Source organism: Lentzea sp. NBRC 102530, from assembly GCF_030269365.1.
Taxonomy (GTDB): domain Bacteria; phylum Actinomycetota; class Actinomycetes; order Mycobacteriales; family Pseudonocardiaceae; genus Lentzea.
Map to the genome: position 1 here is coordinate 254,452 of NZ_BSTF01000011.1, position 15,923 is coordinate 270,374.

Annotated in this window: 20 protein-coding genes, 1 pseudogene and 2 riboswitches; of the genes and pseudogenes, 9 read left to right on the top strand and 12 right to left on the bottom strand. The window is 68.4% G+C overall.

Annotated elements, in window-relative coordinates:
* Positions 1-58 precede the first annotated feature (58 nt).
* The 3 genes from QSK25_RS28655 (at position 59) to thiD (ending at position 3,940) form a co-directional block, all read left to right on the top strand.
* Complete coding sequence (locus QSK25_RS28655) at positions 59-661, top strand: LysE family translocator (protein ID WP_285642823.1); 603 nt, start codon at positions 59-61, stop codon at positions 659-661.
* 712 nt (positions 662-1,373) lie between these two features.
* A riboswitch (TPP riboswitch) is annotated at positions 1,374-1,498 on the top strand.
* Entirely contained in the window at positions 1,488-3,128 is a 1,641-nt protein-coding gene (gene thiC, locus QSK25_RS28660) for a phosphomethylpyrimidine synthase ThiC (RefSeq protein WP_285642825.1), read from the top strand. Its footprint overlaps the riboswitch before it by 11 nt.
* On the top strand, positions 3,125-3,940 hold the full coding sequence (thiD, locus tag QSK25_RS28665; RefSeq protein WP_285642826.1) for a bifunctional hydroxymethylpyrimidine kinase/phosphomethylpyrimidine kinase: 816 nt from the start codon (positions 3,125-3,127) through the stop codon (positions 3,938-3,940). The genes thiC and thiD overlap by 4 nt, the downstream gene beginning before the upstream one ends.
* On the opposite strand, the gene QSK25_RS28670 is transcribed toward thiD, so the two are convergent.
* The 4 genes from QSK25_RS28670 to QSK25_RS28685 form a co-directional block, all read right to left on the bottom strand.
* Complete coding sequence (locus QSK25_RS28670) at positions 3,883-4,137, bottom strand: hypothetical protein (RefSeq protein ID WP_285642827.1); 255 nt, start codon at positions 4,135-4,137, stop codon at positions 3,883-3,885. The genes thiD and QSK25_RS28670 overlap by 58 nt on opposite strands.
* Positions 4,138-4,296: 159 nt before the next feature.
* A complete protein-coding gene (locus tag QSK25_RS28675; protein WP_285642829.1) occupies positions 4,297-4,773 on the bottom strand; it encodes a phosphatase domain-containing protein in 477 nt (158 codons plus the stop codon).
* Positions 4,770-5,324 (bottom strand): cysteine hydrolase family protein, encoded by a 555-nt coding sequence (locus tag QSK25_RS28680; protein ID WP_285642831.1) that lies wholly within the window; start codon positions 5,322-5,324, stop codon positions 4,770-4,772. Before QSK25_RS28680 ends, QSK25_RS28675 begins: the two co-directional genes overlap by 4 nt.
* 4 nt (positions 5,325-5,328) lie before the next feature.
* Complete coding sequence (locus QSK25_RS28685; RefSeq protein WP_285642833.1) at positions 5,329-6,504, bottom strand: hypothetical protein; 1,176 nt, start codon at positions 6,502-6,504, stop codon at positions 5,329-5,331.
* Positions 6,505-6,572: 68 nt separating this feature from the next.
* On the opposite strand from QSK25_RS28685, the gene QSK25_RS28690 reads away from it, so the two are divergent.
* Genes QSK25_RS28690 through QSK25_RS28700 form a run of 3 tightly spaced genes read left to right on the top strand, consistent with a single transcriptional unit; the run spans position 6,573 to position 8,313 of the window.
* Positions 6,573-7,154: a hypothetical protein gene (locus QSK25_RS28690; RefSeq protein WP_285642835.1), complete on the top strand. Its 582-nt coding sequence runs from the start codon at positions 6,573-6,575 to the stop codon at positions 7,152-7,154.
* Positions 7,151-7,909, top strand: a complete 759-nt coding sequence (locus QSK25_RS28695) for a DddA-like double-stranded DNA deaminase toxin (RefSeq protein ID WP_285642837.1) — start codon at positions 7,151-7,153, stop codon at positions 7,907-7,909. Before QSK25_RS28690 ends, QSK25_RS28695 begins: the two co-directional genes overlap by 4 nt.
* Positions 7,906-8,313: an Imm1 family immunity protein gene (locus QSK25_RS28700; RefSeq protein WP_285642838.1), complete on the top strand. Its 408-nt coding sequence runs from the start codon at positions 7,906-7,908 to the stop codon at positions 8,311-8,313. Before QSK25_RS28695 ends, QSK25_RS28700 begins: the two co-directional genes overlap by 4 nt.
* Positions 8,314-8,341: 28 nt before the next feature.
* Here QSK25_RS28700 and QSK25_RS28705 read toward each other — a convergent pair whose 3' ends face one another.
* From QSK25_RS28705 to QSK25_RS28720, 4 genes are all read right to left on the bottom strand, one after another.
* Complete coding sequence (locus QSK25_RS28705) at positions 8,342-8,785, bottom strand: MarR family winged helix-turn-helix transcriptional regulator (RefSeq protein WP_245821941.1); 444 nt, start codon at positions 8,783-8,785, stop codon at positions 8,342-8,344.
* Positions 8,786-8,861: 76 nt separating this feature from the next.
* A complete protein-coding gene (locus QSK25_RS28710; RefSeq protein WP_285642840.1) occupies positions 8,862-9,617 on the bottom strand; it encodes a thiazole synthase in 756 nt (251 codons plus the stop codon).
* A 1-nt stretch (position 9,618) separates the two neighbouring features.
* The gene (thiS, locus tag QSK25_RS28715) at positions 9,619-9,819 is read right to left on the bottom strand and encodes a sulfur carrier protein ThiS (protein WP_285642841.1); all 201 of its coding nucleotides are present in this window, start codon (positions 9,817-9,819) and stop codon (positions 9,619-9,621) included.
* Positions 9,816-10,781: an FAD-dependent oxidoreductase gene (locus QSK25_RS28720; protein WP_502881901.1), complete on the bottom strand. Its 966-nt coding sequence runs from the start codon at positions 10,779-10,781 to the stop codon at positions 9,816-9,818. The genes thiS and QSK25_RS28720 overlap by 4 nt, the downstream gene beginning before the upstream one ends.
* A riboswitch (TPP riboswitch) is annotated at positions 10,767-10,878 on the bottom strand. It overlaps the preceding gene by 15 nt.
* 26 nt (positions 10,879-10,904) lie before the next feature.
* On the opposite strand from QSK25_RS28720, the gene thiE reads away from it, so the two are divergent.
* Both thiE and QSK25_RS28730 read left to right on the top strand, forming a co-directional pair.
* Positions 10,905-11,543: a thiamine phosphate synthase gene (gene thiE, locus QSK25_RS28725; RefSeq protein ID WP_285642843.1), complete on the top strand. Its 639-nt coding sequence runs from the start codon at positions 10,905-10,907 to the stop codon at positions 11,541-11,543.
* A 31-nt stretch (positions 11,544-11,574) separates the two neighbouring features.
* The gene (locus QSK25_RS28730) at positions 11,575-12,336 is read left to right on the top strand and encodes a dioxygenase family protein (protein WP_285642844.1); all 762 of its coding nucleotides are present in this window, start codon (positions 11,575-11,577) and stop codon (positions 12,334-12,336) included.
* Here QSK25_RS28730 and QSK25_RS28735 read toward each other — a convergent pair.
* Positions 12,319-12,882, bottom strand: a complete 564-nt coding sequence (locus QSK25_RS28735; RefSeq protein WP_285642845.1) for a TetR/AcrR family transcriptional regulator — start codon at positions 12,880-12,882, stop codon at positions 12,319-12,321. The two genes, QSK25_RS28730 and QSK25_RS28735, sit on opposite strands and share 18 nt — an antisense overlap.
* 48 nt (positions 12,883-12,930) lie before the next feature.
* Between QSK25_RS28735 and QSK25_RS28740 the strand changes: the two genes are divergently transcribed.
* Positions 12,931-13,860, top strand: a complete 930-nt coding sequence (locus QSK25_RS28740; RefSeq protein ID WP_285642847.1) for an NADP-dependent oxidoreductase — start codon at positions 12,931-12,933, stop codon at positions 13,858-13,860.
* Positions 13,861-13,914: 54 nt separating this feature from the next.
* On the opposite strand, the gene QSK25_RS28745 is transcribed toward QSK25_RS28740, so the two are convergent.
* The 3 genes and pseudogenes from QSK25_RS28745 to QSK25_RS28750 form a co-directional block, all read right to left on the bottom strand.
* A complete protein-coding gene (locus QSK25_RS28745) occupies positions 13,915-14,733 on the bottom strand; it encodes a S1 family peptidase (protein WP_352236466.1) in 819 nt (272 codons plus the stop codon).
* A gap of 21 nt (positions 14,734-14,754) precedes the next feature.
* A pseudogene (locus tag QSK25_RS45620) lies at positions 14,755-15,066 on the bottom strand (S1 family peptidase); the annotation flags it as partial.
* A gap of 360 nt (positions 15,067-15,426) precedes the next feature.
* Positions 15,427-15,915: a superantigen-like protein SSL4 gene (locus QSK25_RS28750; protein WP_285642849.1), complete on the bottom strand. Its 489-nt coding sequence runs from the start codon at positions 15,913-15,915 to the stop codon at positions 15,427-15,429.
* Positions 15,916-15,923 lie beyond the last annotated feature (8 nt).

Sequence of the window (15,923 nt, forward strand, 5' to 3'; positions counted from 1 at the left end):
ATCCTGGAGCGCGCACCAGGTCAAGAAACCAGTTGCAGCCACCGGCGACCATCGAGGCATGCCACTCGAAAACATCGTCGCGTTCGTCGCGGCCTCGTTCCTCATCGCACTGTCGCCCGGACCCGGCACGGCCATGGTCCTGCGACAGTCGGTGCACGGGCGCAGGGCCGCGCTGGCGACGGTGTTCGGCATGGAGGTCGGCGTCGCCTGCTGGGCGGTCGCGGCCGCTCTCGGGCTCAGCGTCCTGCTCACGGCGTCGGAGATCGCCTACCACGGCCTGCGGATCGTGGGCGCCGTCTTCCTGATCTACCTGGGCGTGAAGGCCCTGATCAGCAAGACGATGCCGCTGTCGGAACCCCCGCCCGCGAGCCACGCGTTCCGCAGCGGCCTGGTCGTGAACCTCGCCAACCCGAAGCTCGGCGTGTTCGCGATCTCGTTCCTACCGCAGTTCGTGCCTGCCGGGGAGGCCGGCCAGGGGGTTCTGCTCTTCCTCGCCGTCGGCTGGGTCCTGATCGACACCGTCTGGTACCTGGTCATCGTGTCGGTCCTGCACACCATCCGCGGCTGGCTGAGCAGGCCGCGCGTCCGCCCCGCGCTGGAGAAGCTGTCGGGCGGCGTGCTGCTGGCGCTCGGAATCCGGCTGGTACTCGACCCGCGTTGAGATCGCGTCTCCTCCCCGGCGCCAGAACAGCTCGGGGAGGCCCGCCAGCTCGGCGAACGTGTGGCAGGCCGCCATCGACGCGTAGCCGCCCGCGAGGACGTGCGCGCGGATCCGGTCCAGCCGGCCGAACTCGATCACCTCACCGGCGATCAGGAACGGCAGCACCAGCTGCCAGGCCTGTACGACGGCCGGGCGGCGCCGGTGGGGTGCCCGCAACGCCGCGCGGGCGACGCGGAGCAGGTGCTCGTTGGCGCTCATCGTGTACGGGTGCGCCGCGTGGTCCCAGTTCCAGCGGCGTTCCTCGGTGACGGCGCAGCGCACGCACTCGACGGGCCCGGTGCCGAGTTCGGCACCGCAGCGCGAGCACGCCAGCAACGTCATCGCCCAGTCCACGCACGTCCACGGGTACTGCCCGACGTCCGCCGAGGTCACCAGCTCGGCCAGTTCCCGGTCGGCGAGCTGCGACGACGTCCGCAGCGCTTCCCAGTCGGCCAGCCAGAACTGGTCGAGCAGTTCCGCGCAGAAGCCGCAGTCGGGGTAGCCGCGGCCGGCGAGCTCACCGCAGGACGGGCATGCCGAGACCACGGCGGGACGCTGGCCGCGTCGCGCGCCGGGCGGGAACGGCTGGTGATCAGCCACGGGGAAGAGATTAGGGCCAAACCGGGCCCTTGGCAGTAACGGCGCGCTCTGACTATGGTCGGTTCTCGACAACTCAACACAACGCGGGAGCTCGCGCCTGAGCGGGCTGAGAGGGTGACTGGCCGTCGTGCCGGTGTCACCGACCGCCTGAACCTGACCGGGTAATGCCGGCGTAGGGAGGAATGTCGTGACGGCACTTGACGACCGTTCGGTCAAGCCCAGTGTGACCACGGGCCCGATCTCGGGCTCCCGCAAGGTGTACCGCGATGGTGTGCCTTTCCGCAGGGTGGAACTGACCAACGGCGACCATGTCGATCTGTACGACACTTCCGGTCCGTATACCGACGACAACGCGACCATCGACGTCCACAGTGGACTGCCCGACCTGAGGTCGGGGTGGATCGCCGCACGGGAACCGATCAACGGAGCTGTCAGCCAGCTCGCGTACGCGAAGGCCGGGATCATCACCCCGGAGATGCGCTACGTCGCGGTGCGCGAGAACCTCGACGCGGAGTTCGTGCGCGAGGAGGTGGCCATCGGGCGTGCGGTCATCCCGTTGAACCGCAAGCACCCCGAGGCCGAGCCGATGATCATCGGCAAGAAGTTCCTCGTGAAGATCAACGCCAACATCGGCAACTCCGCGGTGTCGTCGTCGATCGAGGACGAGGTCGACAAGATGGTGTGGGCGACCCGCTGGGGCGCCGACACGATCATGGACCTCTCCACCGGCAAGCGGATCCACGAGACGCGCGAGTGGATCCTGCGCAACTCGCCCGTGCCGGTCGGCACCGTGCCGATCTACCAGGCGCTGGAGAAGGTCAACGGTGATCCGGAGAAGCTGTCGTGGGAGGTCTACCGCGACACCGTGATCGAGCAGTGCGAGCAGGGCGTCGACTACATGACCGTGCACGCGGGCGTGCTGCTGCGGTACGTGCCGCTGACGGCGCGACGGGTCACCGGCATCGTGTCGCGCGGCGGTTCGATCATGGCCGCGTGGTGCCTCGCGCACCACAAGGAGAGCTTCCTCTACACGCACTTCGAGGAGCTGTGCGACATCCTGCGCGCGTACGACGTGACGTTCTCGCTAGGTGACGGGCTGCGGCCGGGTTCGATCGCGGACGCCAACGACGAGGCCCAGTTCGCCGAGCTGCGGACGCTGGGCGAGCTCACGCACATCGCGCGGGCGAAGGACGTCCAGGTGATGATCGAGGGCCCCGGCCACGTGCCGATGCACAAGATCGCCGAGAACGTCCGGCTCGAGGAGGAGTGGTGCGGTGAGGCGCCGTTCTACACGCTCGGGCCGCTGGCCACGGACATCGCGCCGGCGTACGACCACATCACGTCGGCGATCGGCGCGGCGCAGATCGGCTGGCTCGGCACGGCGATGCTCTGCTACGTCACGCCGAAGGAGCACCTCGGCCTGCCGAACCGCGACGACGTGAAGACCGGCGTGATCACGTACAAGATCGCGGCGCACTCCGCGGACCTCGCCAAGGGCCACCCCGGCGTGCAGGACTGGGACGACGCGTTGTCCAAGGCGCGCTTCGAGTTCCGCTGGGAGGACCAGTTCAACCTGTCGCTCGACCCGGACACCGCGCGCTCGTTCCACGACGAGACGCTCCCCGCGGAACCGGCGAAGACGGCGCACTTCTGCTCGATGTGCGGCCCGAAGTTCTGCTCCATGAAGATCACGCAGGACGTGCGGCGCTACGCCGAGGAACGCGGACTGTCCACTGTGGAGGCCATCGAGGCCGGCATGGCGGAGAAGTCCGGCGAGTTCGCCGACACGGGCAACAAGGTCTACCTGCCCGTCGTGGAGACCTCGTGACCGTCGCACCTCCCAGGGTGCTCACCATCGCCGGAAGCGATTCCGGCGGTGGTGCGGGCATCCAGGCCGACCTCCGCACGCTCTTCGCGTGCGGGGTGCACGGCTGCGTGGCCCTCACGGCCGTGACGGTCCAGAACTCCCTGGGCGTCACGGGGGTGTCCGAGATCCCACCGGACGTCGTCGCCGCCCAGATCGAGTCGGTGGTGCTGGACATAGGTGTGCAGGCCGCGAAGACCGGCATGCTCGCGTCGGCGGCGATCATCGAGGCGATCGCCCCCGTGCTGGACCGCGTGGGCATCGGCCGCGGCGGCGTGCCGTTCGTCGTCGACCCGGTCTCGGCGTCCATGCACGGCAACCCGCTGCTGGCCGACAACGCCCTGGACGCGTTGCGCGGCCTGCTCTTCCCGCGCGCGACGCTCGTGACGCCGAACCTGGACGAGGTGCGGCTGATCACCGGCATCACGGTGAAGGACCGCGCGGACCAGCGCGTGGCGGCCGAGGCGTTGCACGCCCTCGGGCCGGAGTGGGTGCTGGTGAAGGGCGGCCACATGTGGGACGACCCGGAGTGCCTCGACCTGCTCTACGACGGGCGGTCGTTCATCGAACTGCCCGGACCTCGTTACGACACCGACCACACGCACGGCAGCGGTGACACCCTGGCGTCCTCGATCAGTTCGGCTCTCGCGAAGGGCGCTTCGGTGCCGGAGGCCGTGCGGTTCGGCAAGGACTTCATCGTGAAGTCGGTGGCCGCCGCTTACCCGTTGGGTGGCGGGACCGGGCCGGTGTCACCGTTCTGGAGCCTCGACCGGTAGCGGGAGTACTTCGCCCGGAGGTCGGTCGTCTCCGGGTCTGGCAGCCAGACCGTCAGCGCGCCTTCGAGGAACGCGATCAGCTCCAGCGCGGCCACTTCGCCCAGCACGGCGGCGAAGTGGCCGCGGAGCAGGCGGTTGCGGGCGCGGAACCGGCGCGTGATCTCGTCGTCGCGGGCCAGATGCTCTGCCTGCGGCACCGTGTGCAGGCACGCGGCTGGTGAACGTGGAGCGCTTCACCGGCGCGATGGCCGCGGGCGTGCCGGAGCGGACGCGTGAGGTGCTCGTGGCCGAGTTCGACGCCTTCACCGAGGCACTGAGGCAGGAGGTCGCCGGCGCGCGGGACCCCTCACCGATCGCTACCTCGACTCTTCGTTCTCGTTGCCGAGCCGGGGAGCCCAAGGTGACCAGGTGGCCTGGTAGACGGGGAGCCCAGCTTCTCGAAGATGGCTGACCACGCGCGGATCGTCGTCCACGATCACGACGACCGCGCGATGGTGCCGGAGTTCCTCGATTCGTTCGAGCTTGGCCACCCGGGCCGGCCGCTTGTCGCCCTCGCGCTGCATCAGCAACACACCGGTCGGCAAGCCGTGCTCGGCAAGCCACCGCCGGGTGAGTTCCATGATCCGCGCCGGTCTGCCGGTCAACCAGACGATGTCGTGGTCAGCCGCCAGCTTGTGGGCGAGTTCAGCGCCCTGCGGCAACAGCTCGTCAGCTTGGGCGGCGTCGAAGAAGTCCGCCCATCTGCCGGGTGAGTCCGAGTCGAGCAGGTGAAGGCGATGCCGAACATCGGCAACGGTTCCATCTATGTCCATGACTGCTACGGGGCGGCTCACGCGGCGACGACCAGCTTCTCGGTGAACAGCGTGTCGGCGTCGACCAGCTGTCGTCGGCCGATGAACCGGCCGGTGACCAGAAGCCCTGCCTCGTGCGGCCCCTGTCCCGCGTGGCTGTAAACCGCATCCGTGATCACCCACGGCGTCAGACCACGTTCGAAGGCGTCACAAGCTGTCTTGAGAACACACGATTCCGTGGCGATGCCGACGATCACGATGTCCGTCCATCCATGCTGCGCTACGACCGCGGTGCCCTCATCGGTGAACAGGGAGTAGATCGGCTTCTCGAGAACCATCACCGCTCGACGTGATGCCTCGATCAGGTCCCCCACGATGTCGATCTCCGGTGGCTCTTGCATCCGCGACCAGTGGATCAGCCGTTCGTACGGCGACCCCGGATAGTTGACGAACCTGGTGAACAGGGTTGCGCCGCCTAGCTCTTCCCAACGCCTTACCACGTCGGTGACGCGAGGCACGATGGGCGCCGACTTGCTGGACACGAAGCCGTTCTGCACATCGACTACGACCAGCACGCTCTTGGCCAGATCCACTACTTCATTCTCCGTCCACATCTCGCATCAGCTCCAGCGCGGCGGTCAGGTGTTTTCCCAACTCGCTGGTCTCCAGCACCGCGCTGCGCATCGAGGCGTGCTGCGCGGTTTCCTGTGGTCTGGTGACCGTCAGGCGAGACCTGACAGCCCGGATCCAGCGCCAGCCGTATTCAGTGGGAACAACAGGGTCACGTCCTTGCTCGACCTGCTCACGCACGTGATGGCAGTAGCACCACAATGCCTGTACCAGCAGTTCGCAATCGACCAGATCGGATGCCTGGAGGGCACGTCCCGGAGCCTGCGGGTAGTAGCTGAGGCCAGCCCAGCTGGCACATCCGATGGACAAACCGCTGATCCCGAACTCATCAATCCGTCCGTCGTGGAACCCGTCCCGCAGCAGCGCCTGCTCCACCAGTTCGGCGTGGTGAAGCGACGGCCCAGCGTCGTCAGTTCCCCGTTCGAGCAGCACACGCGGCATGCTCAGCAGCCGAAGCGCGATCGACAGCTCACGACCTCTCCACGGCGGCTCGTACACCCAATAGGCGGACAACACGTAGTGCGCCACCGGGATGGCAGAACCAGTGATCTCGCGAAACCAGTCAGTCGCCCACTGCCGAACATCGCGATACGTCTGACGTCTCCACACCGCGAGACTCGCGATGTTCGGCACGCTGAGTTCTTCAACCAGATGGAGAACCACGACGCCCCAGGGGAAGGCGTACAACGTGCACGCTCCCGCCGGATGCTCGATCTGTCCGGCGTAGCAGTCCGCCCACTGCACAGTGTTCGGTGCGAGGCCTGCTGCTTCGACGAGAGCGGGGAGCAACTCCGTCCCGAGGAACACGGGCACGAACTTGTGACTGGTGAGTCCACACGATTCGCCGGTCTGGGCGACGCCGCTGAGAGTGCCGAACAGTTCATGTGGGCTGGCCCCGAACGCGGCGCAATAGAGCCGGATGTAGATCTCGTCTCGAACAGCGGCACGCCCTGTCTCATGGCGGTAGATGGCCTTGGTCATGGCGCTCAACTCCGGCGTCGGAAGGTCCATCGCCCGACCAAGCCTCTCGAACTCTCTCGCGAGCCTGTCGCGTCCCCACCCCTTGGCTTGGCGCCGCGCGATCAGCACGACGTTGGGCGTGAGCCTCTTTCCCTCACTGGTCGCGCCAACCTCACTGGACATCGCCCATGTCCTCCCATGTCCACCGCTGTCGTCTCCCGCCGCCGGATCAGCCTGTCGATCCTTCAAGTGTGACCGAACGTATTGCATCTGCACTGGATGGGCTTTCTCCAGGAGGGCTGGCGCTCAAGCGGCACATTCTCGATCGGCTTCTCGGCAGCACACCGCAGTCGTTGACGGCCGCACAAGCCGCCCAGGGCGGACCCCGACGCACATTCGCCTCTGTCTGGTACGCGTTGAAAACACTCCAACGCATTGGCGTAGTGACGCAGGCAGATCTGGCGAACGGGATTGCCCACTACCGGTTGACGGAGGGCACCGAAGACGTTGTTCGAGGTTTCCTCGCGAATGATGAGGACGGCGAAACGCGTTCGGTCTCGCCGCTACCCGGCCTGCCGCGTTATCAGCGAGTCCTCAAGGTGCTGCACGACGAGCCCGACCAGTCCTTCACCGTGGCCGGACTGTGCGACAAGACCCGCCGCAGAGACGTTGCCGTCCGCCGAAGTGTGCAGGAACTCCACGAGGCCGGCTATGTGGTGCGCGACCTACCTGACCAGGACACGCCCGGTCGCCCCCAGTTCCACTACCGACTGAACCCGGAAGCGGCAGAGCATGCTTCTGTGCTGCTGCTCGGAGCGGTCGAGGGCGCTTGACGTCGCTCAGTGAGGTCATCGCGACCATCGACCGCATCCTGGTGCAGGTCTCGAATGCTTCGGACCTGCTGGGCTCGGCCGAGTCGCTGTGGATCGACGCTGCCGAGCAACTGTCCAGCGCTGTGGCCGGGTCCGGGATGGCCGAGGCTGGAGAACTGGCCCGGCTGGACGACATCGCGAGACTGCGGTTCGCCGACGTGCGCACCGAGTTGGGTGACATCTGCGACCGAGTTGCGGCCTACCGCAGGTCCCTGCTCGGCGATGAGCGCCTCCCTGACCAGACCGTCTCGCCTGAGCCGACGGTGTTGGAAGCCGTGACAGCACCGGATGGCTCTCGCTACTCGTCCTCATCAGCCTGGTGTCTGGATCTGCTCCCACCTCGTGTCGTGGTGAACAACGACCACAAGACGGTTGGTTATGTCGCGCATGCACCGATCCCGTTCGTGTCCGGGCGAGATGACACGTGGACCTCCGAGATCGTGCGGAGGATGCGTGAGCTCGGTATCGCGACGTCAAGCCAGCGCAGATTTCTTTCGACCCACGTCGAACTGAAGGTCGCCACGATGATGGTGATGCAGGGGCGTCGTCACTGCGAAGTGACCATCAACCATGTTCCCTGCCGGGCAGGACGGATTCAGCCACTCGGGTGTCATGACGTCCTGAGCCTGTATCTGCCGAAGGGGTATACGTTGACCGTCCACGGCACTACTCAGCAGGGTGAACCGCTTTCACAAACCTATGAGGGACAGGCATGACAGCGTTGTCCGAGCTGCAGCGGCAGAACATCTACCGGGCTGAGGTCTCCGACACCGACCGGTTGATCTCCGGCATGGCGGGGTTCGTTCAGCAGTTCGGAAGTTTCGACGCCGGAGTCGTCTGGTTCTTCCAAGGCTCGCCGGAACAGGACGTGCCCAGCCTCGTAGTGGGTATGAGGAGTGACAAAGGCGCTTTGCTGTGGTGCGAGCAAGACGACGCCTTCGTCCCCGTCTCCGACGTCGAGTCCGCCTGGACGGACTACTTCACCTGGGACAGCCACCACTTCTGCTTCCCGCCAGGCGGCGAGGTGCCGATCGAAGTGGTTCGTGAGGCCGTGCACGAGTACGTGCGCACCGGCAAGAGGCCCGCCTGCGTCGAGTGGAGGCTCGACGAGGAAAGCTGAACCGGCTCGGCACCGGTTCAACGACCGCCTACTTCGACTCCTCGCCCACCAGCGTCTCCAGGGCGTCCAGCGCGCCCACCAGCGCCGAGATGTGTTCCGGCGTCAGCTGTTCGATGCGCCGCTGCAGTTCACGCACCCGCGCGGAACGCACGCCGGACACCATCGTCTCGCCCTCGGGCGTGGGGGTGGCGAGCCAGGCGCGGCCGTCCTGCGGATCGGGTTCCCGCTTCACGTACCCGGCTTCCACCAGGGCGGCGACGATGCGGGACAGCGTCGGGGGTGCCACGCCCTCCTTGTTCGCGAGGTCGCCGAGACGCATGGGACCGCAGCGCGCGAGGGTGGCGAGCGCGGAGACCGCGCCGGGGCCGAGTCCGGGGGAACCGGTGCGTCGCAGCAACCGGGCCAGCCGGCCGATCGCCAGGTACAGACGCGCGGTCGCGTCCTCGACCTCGGCGTCAATGGGGGCCGTCACGGCTTGTCGTCCTCCTCGGCGGATTTCAGGTAGTGCTCAATCATCCCCCAACACGTGTGCACCCACGGTAGCGACCTCAGCGACTCGGCGAAGACGCTTGGGCCCAAAAGCGTTGCGGAATGCGTCCGGCCAGCCGCGCCAGCCGTCCGCCCTCGACCGCACAACGCATGGCGGCGCCCATCCGTTCCGGGTCCTGAGCTCGTGTGACGGCGGTCGCGAGCAGCACGGCCGAGCACCCCAGCTCCATCGCGAGGGCCGCGTCGGACGCCGTGCCGATGCCCGCGTCCAGGACTACCGGAACAGAAGCACGAGAAGTGATCAGCTCGATGTTGTGCGGGTTGCGGATGCCGAGGCCGGTACCGATGGGAGAACCCAACGGCATGACCGTCGCGCACCCGATGTCCTCCAGCTTCCTGGCCAGCACCGGGTCGTCGTTGGTGTAGGGCAGGACGACGAAGCCGTCGTTCACCAGCCGCTCGGCCGCGTCGAGGAGTTCGACGGGATCAGGCAGCAGGGTCTCCTCGTCGTGCACCACCTCGAGCTTGACCCAGTTCGTCTCCAACGCCTCGCGCGCGAGCTGCGCGGTCAGCACGGCCTCGGCGGACGTGCGGCAGCCCGCGGTGTTCGGCAGCACCTCGATCCCCAGGCGCCGCAACAACTCCAGCACCCCGGTCCGGCCCGCCGCGTCCACCCGGCGCATCGCCACGGTGGTGAGTTCGGTGCCGGACGCGACCAGCGCGCGTTCCAGCACCGAGAGGTTCGCGGCACCGCCGGTGCCGGTGATGAGCCTGGACCGGAACTCCCGGCCCGCGATGATCAACGGATCGTCCACGTCAGCCTCCCTGGACCGCGGTCAGCACCTCGACCACGCCGCCGTCCGGCACGATCGTGGAGTCCCACAACGCCCTCGGCACCACGGCGCCGTCCAGGGCCACGGCCACGCCCTTGTCCGGCGCGCCCACCAGCGTCACGACCGCGGCCACCGACGTGCCCGCGGCCAAGTCGCGGGAAGTCCCGTTCACCTGTGCCTTCACGAAGTTCCCTCCTCTAGCAGGCCGACCACGAGCTGAGCCGTGTGCGGGGCGAGCAGCAGACCGTTGCGGTGGTGGCCCGTCGCGGCGATCACGCCGGGTTCGAGCCGGCGCACCACCGGCACGTTGTCCGGGCTGCCCGCGCGGAACCCCACGGCGGCCTCGGTCAGCGCGTACTCGGCGATGCCCGGCAGCACGGTCTCCGCGTCCCGCAGCAGGTCCCGCACACCCGCGACGGACACGTCGGTGTCGAACCCCGCCTCGTACTGGGTGGCGCCGACGACCAGTCCGTCGTCGCGCGGCACGAGGTACACCGGACGGCCGGAGACCAGCGCGCGGATGGTGTGGCGGGGCGGTGGCAACGCGCCGGGCCGGTGCGTGAGCCGCAGGATCTCGCCCTTGACCGGCCGGATGACGTCGCGCAGCGCCGGGTGCAGCTGACCGCTCCACGCCCCGGCGGCGATCACCTGGACCCGTCCGTCCACATCAGACCGCACACCCAGTTCCTGACAAGCCTTCCACAGCGCGGAAAGCAGCAGCCTGTTGTCGACGGCGAGGTCACCCGCCGCGTGGACGCCACCGCGCACCGCCGGGCCCAGCGAAGGTTCGAGGGCCCGGATCTCCCGTGACGTCAGCAACTCCCCCGCGTGCCGCAGGTCGGCGAGGTCGCCGGGTTGCGTGCCGACCGCCAGAGTTCCGGCCTCGAACAACGGCACGCCGATCGACGCGGCGAACGCGGGCCACTGCGCGAGGGCCTCAACCCCCTGCGCCACCACGTCTTCCTCGCCGGGCCACGCCTCCGTCAACGGCGCCAGCATCCCGCCCGCGACCCGGGAACCGGCGTGCGGCGACCCGTGGTCGGAGACGGAGACCGAGAACCCGGCCCGTGCCGCGAACAACGCGACGGACAGGCCGATGACACCGCCACCCCGGACGGCCACTTCCACACTGCTCAAGGCATTCACGCTCCCTGCGCCGGCATGACCCGGATCAGGTTCGACGGTCGGAGCGAACCACGCTCCCTCTCAGCCCGGTGTTCTCCAGGCTCCCGTGCGGACCAATGCCAACATAACGGTTAACGTGCTCGCGTGCCAGGACTCGACGGAAACCTGATCAGGCAACGACTCGCCGCCGCGACGCTCTACCTCTGCACGCCGAACCGGCCTGATCTGGCCGAGTTCGCGGACGCGGCCCTCGCGGGCGGTGTCGACATCATCCAGCTGCGGGACAAGTCACTCGAGGCCAAGCAGGAGATCGAGGCGATCGAGGTCCTCGCGGAGGCCACCGAACGCCACGGCAGGCTGCTCGCCGTCAACGACCGCGCGGACATCGCCCACGCCGTCGACGCCGACGTGCTGCACCTCGGCCAGGACGACCTGCCGGTGCCGCTGGCTCGCAGGATCATCGGCGACGAGGTGGTCATCGGCCGTTCCACGCACGACGTCGACCAGATGACGGCGGCGGCCGAAGAACCCGGCGTCGACTACTTCTGCACCGGCCCGTGCTGGCCGACCCCGACCAAGCCGGGCCGTCCGGCACCGGGGCTCGACCTCGTCCGCGCCACGAAGACCGACCGCGCGTGGTTCGCCATCGGAGGCATCGACCTCACGAACCTGCACGAGGTCAAGGAAGCCGGCGCCACCCGAGTCGTCGTCGTCCGGGCCATCACCGACGCCGAGGACCCCCGCCGCGCCGCCGAGTTGTTCAAATCCGAACTTGATCGTTGAAATTTGAACTATCAGGCGTACTCTCGATGACGTGAGCGCACCTGTGCTGTACCTGAGCCACGGGGCACCCCCGCTGGCTGACGACGAGAAGTGGACCAGAGAGCTCCAGGACTGGTCCGCCGCCCTCCCGCGCCCGGAGGCCGTGCTCATGGTCTCCGCGCACTGGGAGGAGGCGCCGACCACCATCGGCGCGACCACCACCGTGCCGCTGGTCTACGACTTCTGGGGCTTCCCGCAGCGCTACTACGAGGTCACCTACGAGGCGCCGGGCGCCCCGGAGCTCGCGAACGACGTGCGCAAGCTCCTCGGCGGCCACGTCGAGCAGGACCCCGCCAGGGGCCTCGACCACGGCGCCTACGTGCCGCTCAAGGAGATGTTCCCGGACGCCGACGTCCCGGTGCTGCAGATGTCGATGCCCACGCTCGACCCCCGCGAACTGCACGAGATCGGCCGCAGGCTCGCGCCGTTGCGGGACCAGAACGTGCTGATCGTCGGCAGCGGCTTCATGACGCACAACCTGAGCTGCGTGCACTTCGAGAAGGGGCCGGACCACGACGCGCCGTCGTGGTCGAAGGAGTTCGACGACTGGGCGGGCCGGCAGCTCGCCGCCGGTGACGTGGACTCGTTGCTGGACTTCCAGACCAAGGCACCGGCCGCCGGGATCGCGCACCCGCGCACCGAGCACTTCGCGCCGTTGTTCGTGGCGCTGGGCGCGGCGAGCGACGAGAAGGCCACGAGCACCGTCGACGGCTTCTGGTACGGCCTGTCGAAGCGGTCAGTGCAGTTCAGCTGAGCCGTCCAGGAACAGGGTGGCGAGCCTGCGCGCGATGGCGGGCGTCCCGTTGCGGACGCCCGCGCTCGCCATCAGCAGCAGCACCACGTCGTCGACCGAGAAGTCAGCGCGCAGCCGTCCGGCCGCCTTCGCCCGGCGGATGAGTTCGCCGAGCTTGCGGAACGCCGAGTCGCGCACCGCCGTGAAGTCGACCGCCTTCGGGTAGGCGGTGCTGAACGCCGCCGCGAACCCGCGGTCGAGCACGTGCAGCCGGCAGACCTCGGAGACCGTCCAGCGGAAGCCCTCCCACGGGTCCGGGTGCGCGAGCCCCTCGTCGACCGCTCGGGTGCAGGCCTCCACCTGCTCCGCGAACGCCTCCACCACGAGCGCCTCCTTGGTCGGGAAGCGGCGGTAGAGCGTCGCGGGCCCCACCCCGGCGCGGCGGGCGATCTCCCGCATCGACACGTCCAGGCCTTCGGCGGCGAACACCTCGCGCGCCACGGCCATGATCCGGTCGCGGTTGTCCCGGGCGTCCGAACGCAGGTTGTGAGTCAGATTCCTCGTCACCGTCTCAGTTTCGCCTAAGTGGACGCCCTGTTCCATAAATTCGTCGGCATGCGAGCACTCCAGTTCACCGAGTACGGCCCCGCTGACCTGCTGCACGTCGCCGAGGTCGAGGAACCGCGCGCCGGTCCCGGCCGGATCCGGATCGCCGTGCGCGCCTCCGGCGTCACGCCGGGCGACACCTACCTGCGCTCCGGGATGTTCGGCGAGCGGTTGCCGTTGCCGCACGTGCCGGGCGTGGACGCGGCCGGGGTCGTCGACGAGGTCGGCGAGGGGGTGACGGGCGTCGGCGTCGGCGACGAGGTGTTCGGGATGGTCGACCTGACGCTGCTCGGCGGGGCCAACGCCGAGTTCGCGGTGCTGGCCGCGTGGGCTCCCAGGCCTGCCTCGTGGAGCTGGGAGCAGGCGGGTGGAGCGGCGGCGAACGCGGAGACCGCCACGAGGGCGTTGGACCTGCTCGGGGTGCGCGACGGGATGACGGTGCTGATCGCGGGCGCGGCGGGCGGGGTCGGCACGGTGGCGATCCAGCTGGCGACGGCGCGAGGTGCGAAGGTGATCGGCACGGCCGGTCCCGGGACGCAGAACTTCGTCGGCTCGCTGGGCGCGATCCCGGTGATCTACGGCGAGGGGCTGGTGGACCGGGTCGGCGCGGCGGGAGCGGGCGTGGGCCGGGGCGGGGTGGTGGACGCGGTGCTGCACTGCGCGGGGCCCGTACCCGACCTCATCTCCCTCGCAGGCTCACCGGACCGCGTGGTCACGATCGCCGACCTGTCCGGCGAGCACGGGATCCGGCTCACCCACACCGCGGGCGGTCCCGGCGCCGACCCCCAGGCGCTGCACGGCCTCGCCATCGCCGCGGAACTCGCCGAACGCGGCGCGTTCACGGTCCCGCTCGCCGGGGTCTTCCCACTCGCGCAAGGCGCCGACGCGCACAGGCTGAGCGAGACCGGTCACGCCCACGGCAAGATCGTCCTCGTCTGAACGCGGAAGCGCCGCGACACCCGGTGCAGGTGTCGCGGCGCTTCGGTCGGAGAACTAGCCGCGAGTCAGCGTGAGGCCGTAGCGCGACAGGATCGGGTTGAGCGGCTGGAAGTACGTGGTGCCGCCGGACGAGCAGTTGCCCGAACCGCCGGACGTCACGCCCTGGGCCTGACCGAAGCTGGTGCCCGCCACCCACGAACCACCCGAGTCGCCACCCTCGGCGCAGGCGTTGGTGCGGGTGAGGCCCCGGACCTGGCCCTGCGGGTAGTTCACGGTCTGGTTCTTGGCCTGGACGGTGCCGCAGCGCCATCCGGTCGTGGAGCCCGAGCGGCAGATCGAGGCGCCGACGGCGGCCTCGGTGTTGCCGCGCACGATCACGTTCGTGCCGTTGTAGCGGTTGACCCACGGACGCGAGGTCCAGTTCGCGTTGGTGCGGACCCAGGCGTAGTCGTTGCCGGGGAACACCGAGCCGGCGAACGTGCCCTGCGCGACGCGGTTGTAACCGGAGACGGCGGTGCCGGTGGTGCCGCAGTGGCCGGCCGTCACGTAGCCGCCGGTCACGGAGAAGCCGAGCGAGCAGCGGCCGCCGCCCATGTAGATGGCGTCACCGCCGCGCGAGTCGTACAGCGGGGTGGGGCTCTCGGTGACCTCGTCGACCTTCACCGAGCCGCTGATGGACTTCGCGGTCGCGATCCACTGGTCGGCGGCGGCGTCGCGGACGTTCTTGTTGACCTCGACGACGACGCTGTTCGACTTCTCGTCCACGCGCCAGCTGGTGATGGCCGCGGGGGCCGTCATGAGGTCGAGGACCGACTTGGTCCCGTTGAGCTGGGAGAGCGAGTTCGCGACGACCTTGGTGTCCGCTCCGGTCACGGAGAGTCCTGATTTGGTCACCGCGACGGTCAGTCTGCCGCTGGCCTGGTCGATCCAGGCTCCGCCGAACGCGTCGCCGAGAGAGGCCTTGGCGGACTCGGCAACTTGGCCTGACTGGGCGTCATTGGCCAATCGGACGCGGGCCTGGTCAGCGTTCAGGCCCAAATCACGCTGGACCGCTTGGAGCAATTCGGCCGGGTAGCTCTCCGTATCGGAACCGGTTGGGGCGACTGGTGCGGCAGGGGCGCCAAACGCCGGTACGCTGAGAGCAGTCAGGACTCCGGTGGCGAGAACAACGGCACCGGTTACGCGGGCCGCACTCGTGCGGTTCATCAGACGTCTCCCTCACTTTCGGGTGCAGGGGAACCCGAGAGATCGGTTGCAGGGACCTCTCTCGGGGGCTCTAGGGGGACGGGTGGTGGGGCGGCGGCAGGGGTCGCCCCACCCCTCCCATCCCTTCGTGCTTCTCGCGATCACGGCAGGCGCCGGGCTCAAGCGGACGTGCCACGAGCCTCATTGCGCCTCCTCCCGGTCTCTTTCGGACCGAATCCTTACGCCCGTTCGAGTGAAGTTGCGGAGCTGTCGGCTATGACGCCCCGCCTCGAACGTGAACGAAGTGTGTCACAGCTCACGACAGATCAACTGCGGTGCGTAGCAATTGACAGTTAACTGTCGCTCAACGTAGTGACGTGATCACCGAATGGGGTCGCTGCTCGGCGGCGCCGTCGAGCTGCCCGGAACCTGTCGGGAATCTGTCGTCGACGACGGCGGTCCGGTCGGCGTCGTGCTCTCGGTCGGCGACTGAACGGACGTGGTCGGACTAGGCGAAACGGTGATCGTCTCGATCTTCGTGGTCTCGATGCGGGTCTCGGTATGAGTGCTTGTGGACGGTTTGCCCGGATCGGCCGTGACGGGTTTGCCGGTGACGAGCTGGACGCTCGTGGCTGTGAGCACGGTCACCACGAACACGAGCACCGCGCCGACGGCGATGACCTGCCAGCGCTTCTCGCGTTCCATCGACCGTTGGTAGAACACGGCACCCAAAGTGGTCACCAGGCTCGCGAGGATCGCGCCGATGACGGTGCCGACGAGGTTCAGGCGAAGGCTCAGCACGGCCGCTGTGGCGGCAGCGAGCACACTCGCGACGAGCTTGACGGGGGTGATCTTCTCCTTCTCAGACATGACACACG